Consider the following 14,953-nt stretch of genomic DNA (forward strand, 5'->3'; position numbering starts at 1 on the left):
GTCCCGTCGTGGCTAGCGTTCCACCGCCTCCAGGTACAGCCGCACGTACCGGGTCACGTCGACGTCCAGGGCCACGTCCACCAGCGCCTGTTCCCTGGTGCCCTCGTGGAGTTCGGACTCGCCGGGGCGGACGCGGCGGTCGACGACCGTCTGGCCGCGGGCCGGGCCGGGGGCGAGGCAGACCTCGACGGGCAGGCGGTGTGTGGTCACGCCCTCCGGGTCGGCGACCGCGCAGACCGCGCCGGCGTCGCCGAGGCCCCCGCCGGGGTCGGAGGCGTCGGTGGCCGGGCCGCGGTGGGCGAGCAGTTCACCGGCCAGCCGGGTGCCGGGCTCGGCGCTCGCGCGCAGCCGGCGGACGTCCGGGCCGGGGACGATCACCCGCTGGAACACGTCCAGGCCGTACATGGTGAGAGGCACCCCGGCCGTCAGCAGGATCGCCGCCGCCTCCGGGTCGTGCCAGACGTTGAACTCCGCGACCGGGGTGGCGTTGCCGGTGGCCACCGCGCCGCCCATGAAGACGATCCGTTCGATGTTGCGGGTCACCTCGGGGTGGGTGCGCAGCAGCAGGGCGATGTTGGTCAGCGGCGCGGTGGGGATCAGGGTGACCGGGCGGGGCGAGGCGAGGATCTCCCGGCGCAGCAGGGTGACCGCGTCGGCGTCGGCGGGGCGCCGGGCCGGCGCGGGCAGCCCCAGGTCGCCCATGCCGTCGTGGCCGTGCACGTGCCGGGCGGTGCGGACGCCCTCGATCAGCGGGCGTTCGGCGCCCCGGGCGACGGGGACGTCCGGGGCGCCGGCCTGTTCCAGCACGGTGAGGGTGTTGCGGACGACGCCGTCCACGTCCGTGTTGCCGGCGACGCAGGAGACCGCGCGCAGGTCGAGCGCCGGGTGGCGGACCGCGAGGAGCAGGGCGAGGGCGTCGTCGATGCCGGTGTCGCAGTCGATGATCACCGGGGTGGGACGGCGGCCGGCCGCCCGGTCGGGCCGGTGGGGCCCGTTCCCGCGTCCGGTCGGGTCGGTGTGGTCGGTCGTCGTCACGGCGAGCGCTCCTCGTCTTCCGGGGCCTGCGGCGGTGACCCTACGCGTCTTCCCACAGGCCGGTGCCGCGCGCCGCGGCCCGCCGGGCGATCCGGTCGAGGAGCTCCGCGGCGGGCAGCGGGCCGGGGCGGCGGCCGTCGCGCAGGCGTACGGCCACCAGGTCGTCGTCGGACGCCGCCTCGCGGGCGCCGATCACCACCTGGTACGGCACCAGCCGCGCCGCCCGGACCCGGGCGCCCAGGGTGCCGCGGTCGGGTCCCGCGACCTCGGCGCGCAGCCCGCCGGCGGTGGCCCGGCGCACCAGGTCGTACGCCCGTTCCTCCTGGTCGGGGCCGACCGGCAGCACCACCAGCTGGACCGGCGCCAGCCACACCGGGAAGGCGCCGCCGTGCACGTCGATCAGGTGGGCGACCGCCCGTTCGACGCTGCCGATGACGCTGCGGTGCACCATGACCGGACGGTGCGGGGCGCCGTCGGGGCCGGTGTAGCGCAGGCCGAAGCGTTCGGGCTGGTGGAAGTCGATCTGGACGGTGGACAGGGTGCTCTCCCGGCCGGCGGCGTCGGCGATCTGCACGTCGATCTTGGGGCCGTAGAAGGCCGCCTCGCCCTCGACCGCCTCGTACGGCACCCCGTCCAGGGCCTCCTCCAGCAGGGCGGTGGCCCGCCGCCACAGCTCCGGGTCGGCGACGTACTTGCCGCCCGGCGCGGGCAGCGAGAGGCGGTGGCGGGCGGCGGTGATGCCGAGGTCGGCGTAGGCCCGGCGGATCAGCGCGAGGGCGGAGCGTGCCTCGTCGACGGCCTGGTCGGGGGTGCAGAAGATGTGCGCGTCGTTGAGGTGGATGGCCCGGACCCGGGTCAGGCCGCCCAGGACTCCGGACAGCTCGGCGCGGTACATGGCGCCCAGCTCGGCCATGCGGAGGGGGAGTTCGCGGTGGCTGCGGGCGCGGGAGCGGTAGATCAGGGCGTGGTGGGGGCAGAGGCTGGGGCGGAGCACGACCTGCTCGCCGCCGAGGTCCATCGGCGGGAACATGTCGTCGCGGTAGTGGGCCCAGTGGCCGGACAGTTCGTACAGCTCGCGTTTGCCGAGGACGGGTGAGCCGACGTGGCGGTAGCCGGCGCGGCGCTCGGCGTCGCGGACGTACTCCTCCAGGGCGTGCCGGACGGTGGCGCCGTCGGGCAGCCAGTACGGCAGTCCGGCGCCCATCAGGGGGTCGGTGCCGAAGAGGGCGAGGTCGCGGCCGAGGCGGCGGTGGTCGTGCACGGTGGGTTCCTCTCGGTTGCGTCCGGAGGAGGGCGAGCACCGCGCGACGAAGCCCCGGGGACTCGCCCCGGGGCTTCGGACATTCGGTCAGCTGTCAGCGCGCCGGGACACTCTCCGGCGTCGTCGTGCGGGGGGCACGGGTGCGCTGCATGGACGGGACCGTAGCAAGGGGGCCGGTGGCACGCGACCGGTTTTTTCTCGCCCCGCCGCCCCTACCCGTCCCGTCCCCGGGGGCTTCGCCCCCGGACCCCCGCTCCTCAAACGCCGGAGGGGCTGACGTACCAGCCCCGTCCGGCGTTTGAGGACGAGGCCGTTCAGGCCGAAGCGGGGGGCTGGGGGCGGCAGCCCCCAAGCGGCGGGGGCGCGCTCACCCGGACGGGCCCGCGCGCTGGTGGGGGGCCGGAGGCGGTGGTGGCGTGGAGGGGCGCGACCGCACCGGCCCCAGGAGGCACCCCCTGATGCACCGCTCCCCGGCCGCCCGCCCCCGCCTCGTCCCCGCCCTCGCCGCCGCCCTGCTGCCGGCCCTGGCCGCCTGCTCCGTGAGCGGCCCGGCCTCCACCGCCCCGACGGCCCCCGTCTCGGCGCCGGCCACCCGGTCCCCGGCCACCGTCCCCACCCCCGCCGCCGCGCCCACGCTCACCACGGCCCAGGCCGAGGCCGCGCTGATCACCGAGGACGACCTGAACGACCTGGGGGAGCAATGGCTGCCGACGCGCGGAGCGGCGACCTGGCGGGACGGACGGCTGAAGGCCACCGCCGAGGACCGCGACTGCCACCGGCTGCTGGACGTCCTCTACACCGAGGACCTCTTCGGTCCCGGCGCCGCCCTCCGTGCCGAGGCCGGTTTCGACGACCCCGTCGGAGGGACTCAGCTGCACTACCGGATCACCGCCCACCGCGCGGCCGACGTGGACCGGGCGCTGGCCTGGCTGCGGTCGCTGCCGGACCGGTGCGGCCGCTTCCCGGCGCGCACCGCCAGGGGCGAGGTCCAGGACGTCCGGGTCACCGGCCTGGACCTGCCCGAGGCCGGCGACGACCGGGAGGGGCTGCGGGTGACGCTGACGCTCCCGGCGGCGGGCGCCGGGGACAACGTGCTCACCGTCGTCCTGGCCGCCGTGCGGGTCGGTGACGACGCGGTCGGCCTCACGCACGGCGGCCTGGGCGAGGTACCGGACGACGTGGCGTGGACGGCCGCGGAGACCGGCGCCCGGCGCCTGGCGGAGGCGAGGAGGCAGGGGCGGGCCCTGGTGTGACCACCCTGCCCCCGGCCGTCCCCTGTGCCGGCGCCCGCGCCCGCGCCCGCGTTACGGGTCGCGTTCCACGCGGTCCCGGTGGGCGACGACGTCGCGTGCCACCTCGTGCGCCGTCCGCCCGCGCACGAAGGCGTGGGCCCGCAGCCGTGCCAGCGCCTCGTCGGCGCCGACGCCCAGCTGCGCCATGATCATGCCGACGGCCTGGTGCACCTGGTCGTGGGCGCCACCGAGCCAGCGCCGCATCCAGCCCCGGGCGGCATCGGCGGCTCCGGTCGCGTCATCGGCGCCGGACTCGCCACAGGCGCCGGAGGCATCGGAGGAGGCGGCGGTGGAAGCGTCGGAGGAGGAGGCGGAAGCGTCGGAGGAGGCCTCGGCCGACGCCGCCTCCCGGCGGCCGTCCGCGCCGCGCTCCCGGTCGGTGTGGGGCCGTTGGTCCCCGTGTCGGCGGGGGTCCCCGTGTTCGCCGAAGTCCCCGTGCTCCTCGTACGCCGCCCCGTCCCCGTGGTCCTCCTGATACGCGCCGTCCGGGCCGCCCTCGTACCCGTCGTAGCCGGCGTACTCCTCGAAGTCCGCGCCGTCCTCGTGGTCCCACCCGTGTGGCAGCGCCATCAGAGCCGTCGTCATCACGTCGGCCACGATCCGTGCCGTGTGCAGTTCGGGGCCGGTGAGTTCGCCGGGGATGTCGCGGTAGAGGTCGAGGGTGCCGACGCAGGCGCCGGCGTCGCCCAGGGGGAGCGCGTACACCGCCCGTACCCCGGCGGCCGTCACCTGCTGGGCGTAGACGGGCCAGCGGCCGGCGTCGTCGCCGGCCGTCAGGTCACCGGCGAGCACGGGCGCGCCCGCCGCGCCGGCCTCCACGCACGGGCCGTCGCCCAGGGTCGCCTGGATCTCGGAGAGGCGCGCGGCCCGCTCGCTGCTGGCACACAGCCGTACCGGAAGGCCGTCGCTGCGCAGGGACACGCTCGCGCCGGTCACGGGCAGCAGCCGCACCGCCATGCGGCACAGCCGCCCCGGCACCTCGCCGGGTGAGGCGCCCCGCACTCCCTCGGCGATCAGGTCCGAGGCGTTCAGGGGCGGAGGCGGTGGTTCGTCGTCGCCCGGGACGTCGCCACCGCGTCCGTCGCTGGGCCGCACGTCCATCGCCTCCTTCGTTCGACGCGGCCTGCAACGTCGTCGGCGGGCCCCGGTCCACCGTGCAGGGCCGGTGCTTTCGCCCGGGTCCGGAGACGAGCCCCGACTACCCCTCACGGCCGGTGCGAAACCGCCAGGTCGCACCGCGGCGGCCTCACTGGAGCGGCGGCTGCGCGGGCGCCGGCCCGAGGGTGGTCGTGCCCGGGGCCGTACGGTGCCCGAGCCCGGTGCGGTAGGCGTCCATGGCCGCCTCCACCCGTCCGGTGCGGCGCAGCAGGTCGCCCAGGAGCCGGCACAGGTCGGCCAGGTCTCCGGCGGCGCCCGCGCGCTCCAGCAGGCTGAGCGCTCGGACGTAGTGCTCCTCGGCGGCCTCGGTGTCGTGGGCGTCCTCGGCGATGATGCCGAGCAGCCGGTGGGCGCCGGCGGCGTGCACGGCGCCGCGCTCGGAGGACAGGTCGTCCAGCACCTCGTGCAGCAGCGCGGCGGCCTGGCCGGACTCGCCGCGCCGGTGCAGGACGTCGGCCAGCTCCACGGCGGCCTGACTGCGGTAGAGGGCGGCGCGGCTGGCCGACAGCATCTCCAGGGCCTCGCGCAACTCCGCCTCGGCCCGCTCCAGTTCGCCGTTCTGGGCGTGGACGTACCCGCGCATCCAGTGGCAGTTGGCCAGCTCGGTGCGAAGCTGGAGGGTGCGGTACAGCTCGGCCGCCCTGGCGAGCGAGGCGTCGGCCTCGGCGAGGCGCCCCTCGGCGAGCAGGGTACGGGCGACCGTGCGGTGCATGCGGGCCACCAGCGCCGGGTCGCCCGCGCTCGGGGCGAGCGCGAGGGCGAGTTCGGCGGCCTGGGCGGCGCGGGCGTGGGCGCCCATGTCCATGTAGGGGCCGATGACGCTGGCGTAGAGCATGAGCAGGGCGTCCGGGTCGTGCAGTCCACCGCGGTTCAGCTCGTCGAGGGCGGTCTCCAGCAGGTAGACGGCGTACCGCAGTTCACCGGTGAGGTAGTGGGCGACGGCCCGGCCGCGCAGGGCGGGCACCCGGGCGGGCAGCGGGGCGTCGGCGGCGGCCAGGCACTCCTCCGCCCGCTCGAAGCAGCGCCGCCCCTCCTCCAGCTCGCCGCTCTCCAGCGCGCAGTCCCCGAGCCCGAGCAGCGCCTCGGCGGTCAGCTCTGCGAGCCCGTGCTCCTCGGCCTCGGCGAGCAGCGCGCCGTACTGCTCGGCCGCCTGCCCGGCGCCTTCGGTGGCGAGCGTGCGCCGCGCCTCGGTCAGCCTCAGGCGCAGGTCGGTGGCGAGGCGGGCGGGACGCCCGGTGAGCAGCTCCTCGTACGCCACCCCGAGCCGCTCGGCGATGTGCCGCAGGGCCTCGTCGGAGGGGCGCACCCGGCCGGCCTCCAGTGTGGAGACGTAGGCGGGGGTGTACGCCGGTTCCGCCAACTGCCGCTGGGTCAGACCGCGCTCGACCCGCATCCGCTGCACCCGGCGTCCGATCACCGCCGGATCGTCACGGTTCGACACGGTCAACTCCTCCTGCGGCCCTTGCCGTTGGCTGCCGGGGCCCCTAGGTTAAACGGCGCGTTAAGCATGCTTAACACATCACTGTTGCCTTGTTGGCGCCGTTGCCGACTTCACCCGATCGCTGTTGCGAGGTCGCCGTGCTCGGACGCACACGCGCCGCGGAGCGCTACGCCAGGGGCTGCGCCGCCGCTCTCGTCGCCGTGGCCACCCTCGTCCTGGCCGGCAACGCGGGCCCGGCACGGGCGACCCCGGCCCCGGCCTCGCCGGTCCAGCAGACCGACCCGGCCCCGCGGACCGTGGAGCAGGCCGCCGGCCGCGCGGACTGACCGGCACCGGTCAGTCGGGCAGCGCCCGGCGCAGCGCGGCGTCGAGGCTCTTCGCCAGCGCCGCGTCGTCCGGCGGACGCTCCGTGAACAACGCCCCCAGCTGGGTGGTGAACGTCTGGGTGAAGGCCCCGTACAGCGGCGTGCGCGGGCGGTGCACCGCCCGCTGGAGGGCGGGCAGCAGCACCGGGCGGGCGTGGGCCGGGCGGCCCGCGGCGTCGCGGGGCATCCGGTCGGGGCGTTCCCCGGTCGGGGCCGCCGAGGGCGCCGCACCGGAGACCGGGCACCGCAGCCCGTCGTCGGTGTACGCCGACGTGCGCGTCGCCGCGAAGCCCGCGTCCAGCAGACAGCGCTCGCTCTCCGGGCCGGTGAGGTACCTGATCAGCTCGACCGCCTTGGCCGGGCGCTGGGAGGAGGCCGTGACGGCCAGGTTCTGCCCGCCCAGCACGGCCCGGCCGGGCAGCGCGGTCACCCCGAGCTGCCCGGTGGTGAAGGACTGGTGGAGCGTGGCGTAGACGTAGGGCCAGTGCCGCAGGAACGTGGTGCGGCCGTCGGCGAAGTCGCCGAGGGAGGCCGCCTCGTCGGAACGCTCGGCGTCGGCGAGGGTGTACGACACCTCGGTGCGGCGGCGCAGCTCCGCGATGCCCCGGGCCAGCTGCTCGGTGTCGGCGGTGTAGCGGCCGTCCTCGTCGGTGAGCGCGAAGTCCTCGGCCGTCGACGCGAACGCCTCCACGGCGTTGACCGTGCGCCCCTCGTAGGCCGCGAGCTGCGTGGTCCAGCCCTTCTCATACCCCCGGGGTCTCGGGGTGTGCTCGTCGACGGTGTTGATCAGGGTCCGCAGCTCCGGCCAGCCGAACCCGCCGCCGTCCAGGTCGGGCCGGTCGACGCCCGCGTGACGCAGGTGGTCGCGCCGGTAGTACAGCAGGCCGACGTCGCTGTTGAACGGCGCGGCGTACACCTCCCCGGCCCAGCGTGCCGTGCTGGCGACGGGCGCGATGACGTCCTCGCCGACCAGCGACGGCGGCAGCGGCCGGACCAGGCCGGCGGCGGCGAACTCCGGCACCCAGGTCACGTCCAGGTTGACCACGTCGTAGGCGGAGCTGCCGGACTGCAACGCGCCGAGCAGCTGGCTGCGCTGCTCGTCGGCACTGCCGGGCAGTTCGACCAGCCGCGCGCGGTAGCCGGTGCCCTCCTGTTCCTGCGCCTCGTTCCAGGCGTCGATGAGCCGCTGGCGGATGCCGTTCCTGCCGGTGACGTCCCGGCCGCTGGCGACCACGATGTCGCCGGGCACGTCGGCGGAGGGCGCCGGTGTGGCGGTCCCGTCCGCGTCACCGCCCGTACAGGCCAGCACCGGCAGGAACGCGAGCAGCAGCGCCGCGAGGCGCCGGACGGCGGACGCCGGCCCGAGCCGGGCACGCCGGGCCGCGGACGCCGGTTCGGGCCCGGGGCGGTACGGCCCGGGCGCCGGCTCGGGCCCGGGGCGGCACGGCACGGGCGCCGGCCCGCGTTCTCGGCGGCGGAACACCGCGTGCTCCCTCACTGCTCCCCCGTCCCGGTGCGGGCGACCTCGTCGTGCAGGGCGGCCCCGAGGTCGTCGTCGGTGTCCAGGCAGCGGCCGCCGCTCACCGCCGAGATCCGGGCGTCCGGCTCCCCGGCGTCGCAGCCTCCGCCGGTCAGGGACACCATCGTCACCGGCACCCGGGCCGTGCGGGCCCGGTCGAGGACGTCGGCGAGGCCCTCGCCTGAGAGCCGGTCCGCGTCCTCGTCGTCGGTGACGAACACGATCAGGTCGGGCCGCCGGTCGACGGCACCGCGCTGCTCCATGTGGTCGAACGCGGCGAGCAGGGCGCCGCGCGGATCGGCCTCGGCGTCCCGCACCCGGGCCGTGCGGTCGACGGTCCGCTCGGCGTCGGCACGGGCGTGACCGCCGAGGGGGAGCAGGGTGTCGTACACGTCCTCGCCGGTGCCGTACACCGCCCACACGCCGTACTCGTCCTCCTCGCCGAGCCCGCCGAGGGAGTGCCTGACCAGCCCCGGCCCGCCGCTCGGCCCCTCCCACAGGCCGCCCATCGAGCCGGAGCTGTCCAGCAGGAACAGCACCCGGCCGGGGCCGTTGGCGCCCTGGTAGCCGACGAGCGCCGCCTCCATCGCGTCCCGCCCGGCGGGCTCGGTGAGCGGCGACGGGGCGCGCAGCACCCCCTCGGCGACCTCGTCGGTGTCCAGCAGGGGCCGGGAGCCGGTCGCCGCGCGGAACCCGTCGCGGGCGAACACCGCCTTCCCGCCGTCGCCGGACAGCCACGCCCGGAACCGCTCGACGGCGTCGTCCCGGTCGGCCGCGTCGCGGTCGGCGCCCTGCCAGCGGACCCGGACGAACACCGGCTCCAGGCCGGGCACGTCGCCGGGGTACTGCGCCATCCGCGGGGTGCGCCGGGTCGCGTCGCAGCCGACGCCGCTCTTCAGCAGGAACTCGGGGACCAGGGCGGCCGTGCGGTCGTCCACGGTGCCCTCGTCCGGCAGCGCGCACAGCAGGTCGGCGGCGGTCGGGGAGGGCGGCCCGCTCTGGGCGACGCGGCGTTCGGCGCCGGCGTGGTCGGGGGCGGCGCCGTCCTCGGCGTCCGGGGCGGGCGCGTGCAGGCCGACGGTCGCGAGCAGCCCGCTGACGGTGAACTCCGGGTCGGGGCGGCGCACTTCGGCGTTCTCGTGCCGGGCCCGCAGGGCGTCGAGCATCCGGTTGAGCGGGGGGCCGACCCGGTCGTCGAGGTCCTCGACGGCCAGGGCCTGGGGGACGGCGAGCACCACCGGCGAGTAGGCCAGCGGCTCCTCGGCCGGCTCCAGCACGGCGACGGCGTCGGTGTCCTGGCCGGCCACGACGCGGGCCGCCTCGGCGCGGGAGCCCGGGATCCACACGTCGGGCTGCGGGCCCACGTCCCGCTGCGGGTTGGTGCCCTCGTCGCGGGGCTCCTGCCAGGCACCGCTCTGCCGGCGCAGCGCGGTGACCGCGTCGGCGGCGCCCGCGCCGTAGACGGTGATGCCGCTGCGGCGGCAGCCGTCGCCGGTGGTGTTCTCCGGGGAGGTGAGGTAGGCGTCGGCGGCGGCGCGCACGGTCGGTTCCAGGTCGGGGTCGGTGAGCACACGCAGCTCCAGGGGCGGGGCGCAGGTGACCGGGCCGTCGATCAGGTCGGGTACGAGGCGGTAGGCGCCGATGCCGAGGACGGCGACGGTGAGCAGCGCGGCCAGGCCGGCCAGCAGCCGGCGCGGGCCCGGGGCGAGCCGGTGGGGGCGGGCGCGGCGCCCCGGCCGGACGGCGAGCGCGCGGCGGGCCAGGGCCGTCGCGGCCCCGGCGAGGGCCCCCGCCAGGGCGTCGGACGCGGTGCGCAGCAGCGCCCGCAGGCGGGCCCACGGGCCCGGGTCCGGCGGCAGCGGCGGCACCGGCCGGCGGATTCCGTCCCCCGCGCCGCCCGTGGCCAGCAGGACGTCCACGCCCGGCTCGGTGCGGACCTGCGGCTCCCACACCGCGCCGCGCAGGGTGCGGGGGCCTGCCGCGGCCATCCGCGTCCGCAGCTCGTCGGCGAGCCGGTGGAAGGTCAGCCCGGGTGAGTCCGGTTCCTGGAGCAGCCGGACCAGCTCCGCGGTGAACGGTGTCGGCGTGCCCGGATCGCCGGCGTCGATACGGTGGTTGGCCTGCACGGCCATCAGCAGCAGCACCCGCCGCTTGCCGCCGAGCTTCTCCCAGATCCAGGCGGCGTTGCCCGCGAAGCAGCAGTCGAGGACGACCACGATCCGCTCGGCCGGACTGGTGGCCAGCTCCGTCACCACGTTCGTGAACGACTCGGCGCCGGGGAAGACCGCCCGCCCGCCCGCCACCACGCGCGCGTTGCGCAGTTGCAGGAACAGCTCGTCGCCCGCGCTGGGGATCGCGCCGTGCCCGGAGAAGTACAGCAGCAGCAGGCCCTCGGCCTCCTGGGCGGCGGTGAGCAGCTCCTGGCCGAAGGCGACCTGGTCCGGCGACCGGGACACCGTGATCTCCCGCTCGCCGAAGACGCCGCCGTGCCGCAGGGCCTCCCGCAGCGCGTTCAGGTTGTGCTTGACGGCGGGCAGGTCACCGGGCACCCCGTGCGGACGACCGGTGTGGTCGTACTCGGACACCCCGACCAGCAGCGCCCGGTTCACCTTCCCCCGCGGGTCGAAACCGGCCACCGGCCGTCACCTGTCGTCGGTGTTCACCGGATCGACCGTGCCGGTGGGCGGCTCGCCGTCCTCCACCCCGCGGCGGTTGGCCCGCCACGCCTCCACGGCGCTCCTGACCTGGTCCACCAGCTCGTGCGCGAAGGCACCGGAGGCGCCTCCGATCACGGCCACGAGGATCTCCATGCCGATGCCCATCGGGGCCCCGGCGGTGTCGTCGCCGCCCTGCCGTTCCTGGATCTGCAACCGGCCCGCGCGCACCAGCTCGTCGAGCGGCTTCTCCCGCTCCAGCCACTTGCGCAGGGCGCCTATGTCGCTTTCCGTCGCCGTGTCGTCCAGCCGCACGCGAACACCCCGCGTGGCCGCTCCGTCCCCCTCAGCCATGACTCACCATCATGGCACCGGGGTTGCGCGGTGGGGAGGGTCTGTACGCCGTCCTCGCGCGGCGCACGCGGGCGCACGGCATCCGGCCGCTCGTCACGGACGGTTCCGGGTCCGGGCTCGGTACGGGTGCGGGATCGGTCCGGGTACGGGTACGGGGTCGGTCGGGAGCCGGGCCGTGGGTCAGGCGGGGGCCTGGGCGCGGAGGCGGTGCAGTTCGCGGCGTACGTGGTCCAGCGCGCCCCGGCGCCGTCCGGGCACCCGGCCGCGCAGGTCGGCGAGGAGCAGGCCCAGTTCCCGTGCGGGGACCGGGTCGCCGATGCGGCCCCACTGGTGGTGCGCCCGGTCGGCGGCGGCCTCGACGGCGGGCGCGTCCGGCGCCTGACCGGCGTTCAGCCGGGTGAGCGCCACCGTCAGCCAGGTACGGCAGCTGCGCACCGGGTCCCCGGCGAACATCGCCAGGTCGGCCCGGACCTCCGTCCAGTGCAGCGCCTCCTCGGACGCCGGCCCGAACGCCTGCCCGGCCGCCCGCTCGTGGCGCGCGGCGAGCGCGTCGGCGTCGCCGTGCCGGCCGGCCTGGACGGCGGCCGTGATGGCGGCGTGCGGATCACCGGCGGGCAGCGGCCCCGGCGCGGCCAGCACCAGGTCCGCCCCCAGCCCCGCACCGGCACCCGCACCGCCGCCCGGCGCCTCGGCCGCGGCGCGGGCCAGCGCCTGGAGGTGCAGCTGGTCCACCGGCGGACGGTGCCCGCTGCGCAGGATCGTCGCGACGCCGCGCATGTACGCCGGCTCCGCCACCGCCCGGCGGGCGGGCGGCGGTGCGATGCGACCGTAAACGGCGTTGTTGCGGCCGGAGTCGAAGGGGTGCGCCCGCAGCCACTCCCAGGTCTCCTGGTCCGCGTGCAGGTCGAGCAGCAGGGTCGTCGCCCCGGCGGGCCGCAGCCGCAGCTCCTCCCTGATCCAGTGCCAGGGCAGGGCGGTGTACCGGACGGTCGCCGGCGTGGTGCGGGCCAGCGCCAGATGCGGCAGGCGCTGGCGGCGGTCCAGGTGGAGCTGGCCGGTGACGTACACGGTCAGCGGGCCGGGGGCCGCCGCGGCGGCCCGCAGCCGGGTGAGCACGGCCTGCGGCTCCAGCGGGTCGGCGAGCTCGACGACGTTGGCGGTGTCCGTGCCGGACAGCACCGCGGGCGGCACGGCGGCGAGCACGGGGAGCACGGAGGCCGCGTCCACGAGGCACCCCTTGCCCACGGGCGACGCCGCGAGCAGCAGCACGGTTCCGGGCATGTCCCCTCCCCCTGGCGACCCCTGACGGTCACGGTCGATCACGTACGGCAGCACCGTAACGGCTGCGGCTGCAAAGCGGGGCACGCGCCCGAGGACTCGGGGTCGCCGGAGCCGTACCGCTCAGTCCCGCAGGCGCCGTACCGCGAAGACGGTCGTGTCGTCCGACAGCCGCGCCGCGCAGTGCCGCAGCGTGCCGTCGCGGACGAGGTCCACCAGCCGGCGCGGCGCGGTGGCCGGCGGGGCGTCGGTGACCGCGCGGCCGACCTCCTCGGTGTACGGGAAGAAGCAGCCGTCGTGGTCGCGGGCCTCCGTCACCCCGTCGGTGACCAGCAGCAGCGTCTCGTCGGCGGCCAGGTGCAGCCGGCACACCGGGGGCGGCCCGGAGCCGAGTTCGGCGAAGCCCAGGGGCAGGCCTCCGGTGGCCGGCAACCGCCGTACCCCGGCCGGTCCGACCGCGAGCGGCGCCTCGTGGCCGAAGACGACGACGTCCACGGCGTCGGGCTCGTCCTCCAGGAACCCGACCAGCACCGCGGTGGCGAACCGGTCGCCGTCGTTCCGGCCCAGGGCCGTGGTGAGGGCGCGGTGCCGGACCATACGGACCTCCAGCCGGTCGGCGACGGCGGCGAGGTCGGCCTCGTGGTAGCCGGCCTCCCGGAAGGTGCCGAGCAGCGCCGCCGCCGTCTCCACCGCGCCCAGCCCCTTGCCCTGCACGTCGCCGAGGAGGACCCGGGTGCCGTGCGGGCCGGGCTGGATGTCGTAGAAGTCGCCGCCGACACGGGCCTCGGTGTCGGCCGTGAGATAGACCGCCGCGTGCTCCAGCCCGCCCCAGTGCGGCGGCAGCGGGCGCAGCACCGTGCGCCGGGTCACGTCGGCGACGTCCCGCATGTGCAGCATGCGCCGCTCGCCGCGGACCCGGACCACGCAGGCCGCCGTGGCCAGCAGACCGCCCGCGGCGACGAGGATGAAGTCGGGCAGCCCGGTCTGGAACTGGTGCGGCCAGGCGTTGTCCACGGCGACGTACGTCAGGAGCGCCAGCACCGCGAGGACGGCCGTGCCCCACACCCCGCAGATGGCGGCGGCGATACCGGGCACGAGGACGATCCAGGAGATGGTCCGGAACTCGCCGCCGGTGTTGCTGTCGACCAGCACGATGCCGACCAGGAGCAGCAGCGGCGGCACCCAGGCGACGCTCCGGCCGCCGACGCGCAGCATCTGGTGCCGGTGCACGGCCTCCGGCCGACCGGCGTCCTGCGCGGGCGGCCCCGGCCGGCCGCTCACCGGCCTCGGGAGGCGACCCCTCACCTCCCCAGCGAAACACGCGCCCGTGGGCCGCGCACCCTGACTTGCCTCCCGGCGGCCCCAGGTGTGCGCTGGTATGCGGGGGCGAGAGAGAGGAGTGCTCTCATGGCTCATGCGGCACCCGCGCCCGGCGGACGGCCGGGAGTACCGGGACGACCCGGACAGCCCGGACAGCCCGGACAGCCGGGAGGGCCGGGAGGGCCGGGACGGCCTGGAACTCCCGGAACGACCGGTGCGGCCGGAACGACCGGGCCGGGATCCACGACACCCGACGTCTTCGGCCCGGGCGTCCACAAGGCCGTGAAATTCGGGCTGCCCGTGGTGATCGGCCTGGTCTACGGCTTCTGGGCGGCGGCCAACCGGCGCCACGGCGGCCCCATCACCGGCGGGAACCTGCTGTTCGGCTTCATGACCGCGCTCGGGTACATCGTCGTCAACTACGCGGTCGGGCTCGTCGCCGAGCGGTCGATGCGCGAAGTGCACGCCGTGCTGTGGGCGGCGTTCGCCGGCACCGCGGTCGGCTTCCTGTACGCGCAGAGCGGCGCGGCCGTGTTCACGTGCGTCGTGGTGTCGCTGGCCGTCGCGGCGGGTGTGTTCGCCGTGCTGTTCTACCGCTACTACACGCACGAGGACGCACAGGGACGACGCATCGGCTGACCGGACGCCCGGGCGCGCCTGCGCACCGGGCGTCGGCCGGCGGAGACGCGCGACGGCGATGCGACGGGGACGGGGCGGGGACGGGGCGGGGACCGGCCGAGCGGCCGGGCCCCGCGTCCCTCACCTCGCCTCTTCCCGGCCGGCGGCTACCAGCGGCCGTCCTTCCACTCGGGGCACGGGTCCGCGCACTGCGGCACCGAGCGCCCACCGGAGTCGACGAAGGCCGCGCTCGCCCAGCCCTGGGCACCGACGAGCCAGTACCAGTACGGGTTCCCGTTGACGCTCTGGCCGCGGACCACGCACAGCACACGGTCCACGGAGCCCGGCGCGAGGCGGTCCACCGCGGGCGCGTGGCTGGTCGGCGCCTCGCGCACGGCGAGCGGGGTCGGCGAGGTCACGACGCCGCGTACGGGGCCGCCGTCACGGCCCCGGGGGCCGTCGGGGTACGCCGGTGCGGTCGTCGCCGCTGCCGTGGTGCCCGCCGCCGCGGCGACGAGCGTGCCGCCGGTGAGCAGGGCGGCGGTCAGACCGCGCAGGACCGGAGTGGTGCTCATGATCGGCTCCAATCTCCCCCGAACCAGGTAACACCCGTTCGGGTGAGCCCTCCACCGGAGGGAGTAAAGCCCCAGCTCAGAGC

General features: G+C 76.7%; 11 protein-coding genes and 3 pseudogenes. 3 read left to right on the forward strand and 11 right to left on the reverse strand.

All coding sequences use genetic code 11. From position 1 onward, the window contains the following. Nucleotides 1–12: 12 nt before the first annotated feature. Nucleotides 13–948 carry a nucleoside hydrolase gene (locus ACZ45Q_RS09440; RefSeq protein ID WP_468257548.1) on the reverse strand — a complete coding sequence of 312 codons (936 nt, stop codon included), beginning with the start codon at nucleotides 946–948 and terminating at the stop codon, nucleotides 13–15. A 127-nt stretch (nucleotides 949–1,075) separates the two neighbouring features. Next, nucleotides 1,076–2,308: pseudogene (gene thrS / locus ACZ45Q_RS09445) on the reverse strand (threonine--tRNA ligase); the annotation flags it as partial. Nucleotides 2,309–2,754: 446 nt separating this feature from the next. Between thrS and ACZ45Q_RS09450 the strand changes: the two are divergent. Then, nucleotides 2,755–3,549, forward strand: coding sequence for a hypothetical protein (locus ACZ45Q_RS09450; RefSeq protein WP_468257293.1), 795 nt, complete (start codon nucleotides 2,755–2,757; stop codon nucleotides 3,547–3,549). 51 nt (nucleotides 3,550–3,600) lie between these two features. On the opposite strand, the pseudogene ACZ45Q_RS09455 reads toward ACZ45Q_RS09450, so the two are convergent. The 3 genes and pseudogenes from ACZ45Q_RS09455 to ACZ45Q_RS09465 all read right to left on the reverse strand — a co-directional run. Further along, nucleotides 3,601–3,783, reverse strand: a pseudogene (locus ACZ45Q_RS09455) (ANTAR domain-containing protein); the annotation flags it as partial. A 387-nt stretch (nucleotides 3,784–4,170) separates the two neighbouring features. Next, nucleotides 4,171–4,689 (reverse strand): annotated as a pseudogene (locus tag ACZ45Q_RS09460) (GAF domain-containing protein); the annotation flags it as partial. Between the two features lie 145 nt (nucleotides 4,690–4,834). Beyond that, complete coding sequence (locus ACZ45Q_RS09465) at nucleotides 4,835–6,187, reverse strand: helix-turn-helix domain-containing protein (RefSeq protein WP_468257296.1); 1,353 nt, start codon at nucleotides 6,185–6,187, stop codon at nucleotides 4,835–4,837. Nucleotides 6,188–6,324: 137 nt separating this feature from the next. Between ACZ45Q_RS09465 and ACZ45Q_RS09470 the strand changes: the two genes are divergently transcribed. Continuing rightward, nucleotides 6,325–6,513: a hypothetical protein gene (locus ACZ45Q_RS09470; RefSeq protein ID WP_468257299.1), complete on the forward strand. Its 189-nt coding sequence runs from the start codon at nucleotides 6,325–6,327 to the stop codon at nucleotides 6,511–6,513. Nucleotides 6,514–6,523: 10 nt separating this feature from the next. Here ACZ45Q_RS09470 and ACZ45Q_RS09475 read toward each other — a convergent pair whose 3' ends face one another. The 5 genes from ACZ45Q_RS09475 to ACZ45Q_RS09495 all read right to left on the reverse strand — a co-directional run bounded on the left by ACZ45Q_RS09475 (nucleotide 6,524) and on the right by ACZ45Q_RS09495 (nucleotide 13,572). Continuing rightward, nucleotides 6,524–7,861: an extracellular solute-binding protein gene (locus tag ACZ45Q_RS09475; RefSeq protein ID WP_468257550.1), complete on the reverse strand. Its 1,338-nt coding sequence runs from the start codon at nucleotides 7,859–7,861 to the stop codon at nucleotides 6,524–6,526. Between the two features lie 185 nt (nucleotides 7,862–8,046). After that, the gene (locus ACZ45Q_RS09480) at nucleotides 8,047–10,707 is read right to left on the reverse strand and encodes a substrate-binding domain-containing protein (protein ID WP_468257302.1); all 2,661 of its coding nucleotides are present in this window, start codon (nucleotides 10,705–10,707) and stop codon (nucleotides 8,047–8,049) included. A 6-nt stretch (nucleotides 10,708–10,713) separates the two neighbouring features. Beyond that, nucleotides 10,714–11,079 carry a hypothetical protein gene (locus ACZ45Q_RS09485; protein ID WP_468257304.1) on the reverse strand — a complete coding sequence of 122 codons (366 nt, stop codon included), beginning with the start codon at nucleotides 11,077–11,079 and terminating at the stop codon, nucleotides 10,714–10,716. A 180-nt stretch (nucleotides 11,080–11,259) separates the two neighbouring features. After that, on the reverse strand, nucleotides 11,260–12,360 hold the full coding sequence (locus ACZ45Q_RS09490; RefSeq protein ID WP_468257307.1) for a hypothetical protein: 1,101 nt from the start codon (nucleotides 12,358–12,360) through the stop codon (nucleotides 11,260–11,262). 120 nt (nucleotides 12,361–12,480) lie between these two features. Next, nucleotides 12,481–13,572, reverse strand: a complete 1,092-nt coding sequence (locus tag ACZ45Q_RS09495; protein WP_468257553.1) for a PP2C family protein-serine/threonine phosphatase — start codon at nucleotides 13,570–13,572, stop codon at nucleotides 12,481–12,483. A 387-nt stretch (nucleotides 13,573–13,959) separates the two neighbouring features. Between ACZ45Q_RS09495 and ACZ45Q_RS09500 the strand changes: the two genes are divergently transcribed. Next, nucleotides 13,960–14,316 carry a hypothetical protein gene (locus ACZ45Q_RS09500; protein ID WP_468257309.1) on the forward strand — a complete coding sequence of 119 codons (357 nt, stop codon included), beginning with the start codon at nucleotides 13,960–13,962 and terminating at the stop codon, nucleotides 14,314–14,316. 146 nt (nucleotides 14,317–14,462) lie between these two features. Here ACZ45Q_RS09500 and ACZ45Q_RS09505 read toward each other — a convergent pair whose 3' ends face one another. After that, the gene (locus ACZ45Q_RS09505; protein WP_468257312.1) at nucleotides 14,463–14,870 is read right to left on the reverse strand and encodes an SH3 domain-containing protein; all 408 of its coding nucleotides are present in this window, start codon (nucleotides 14,868–14,870) and stop codon (nucleotides 14,463–14,465) included. Between the last annotated feature and the right edge of the window lie 83 nt (nucleotides 14,871–14,953).

This window comes from Streptomyces sp. NPDC031049, assembly GCF_055571015.1.

Coding starts and splice junctions, on each gene's coding strand:
- ACZ45Q_RS09450 (WP_468257293.1), top strand. CDS start 2,755: ATGCACCGCTCCCCGGCCGCCCGCCCCCGCCTCGTCCCCGCCCTCGCC.
- ACZ45Q_RS09490 (WP_468257307.1), bottom strand. CDS start 12,360: ATGCCCGGAACCGTGCTGCTGCTCGCGGCGTCGCCCGTGGGCAAGGGG.
- ACZ45Q_RS09495 (WP_468257553.1), bottom strand. CDS start 13,572: ATGCTGCGCGTCGGCGGCCGGAGCGTCGCCTGGGTGCCGCCGCTGCTG.
- ACZ45Q_RS09505 (WP_468257312.1), bottom strand. CDS start 14,870: ATGAGCACCACTCCGGTCCTGCGCGGTCTGACCGCCGCCCTGCTCACC.
- ACZ45Q_RS09485 (WP_468257304.1), bottom strand. CDS start 11,079: ATGGCTGAGGGGGACGGAGCGGCCACGCGGGGTGTTCGCGTGCGGCTG.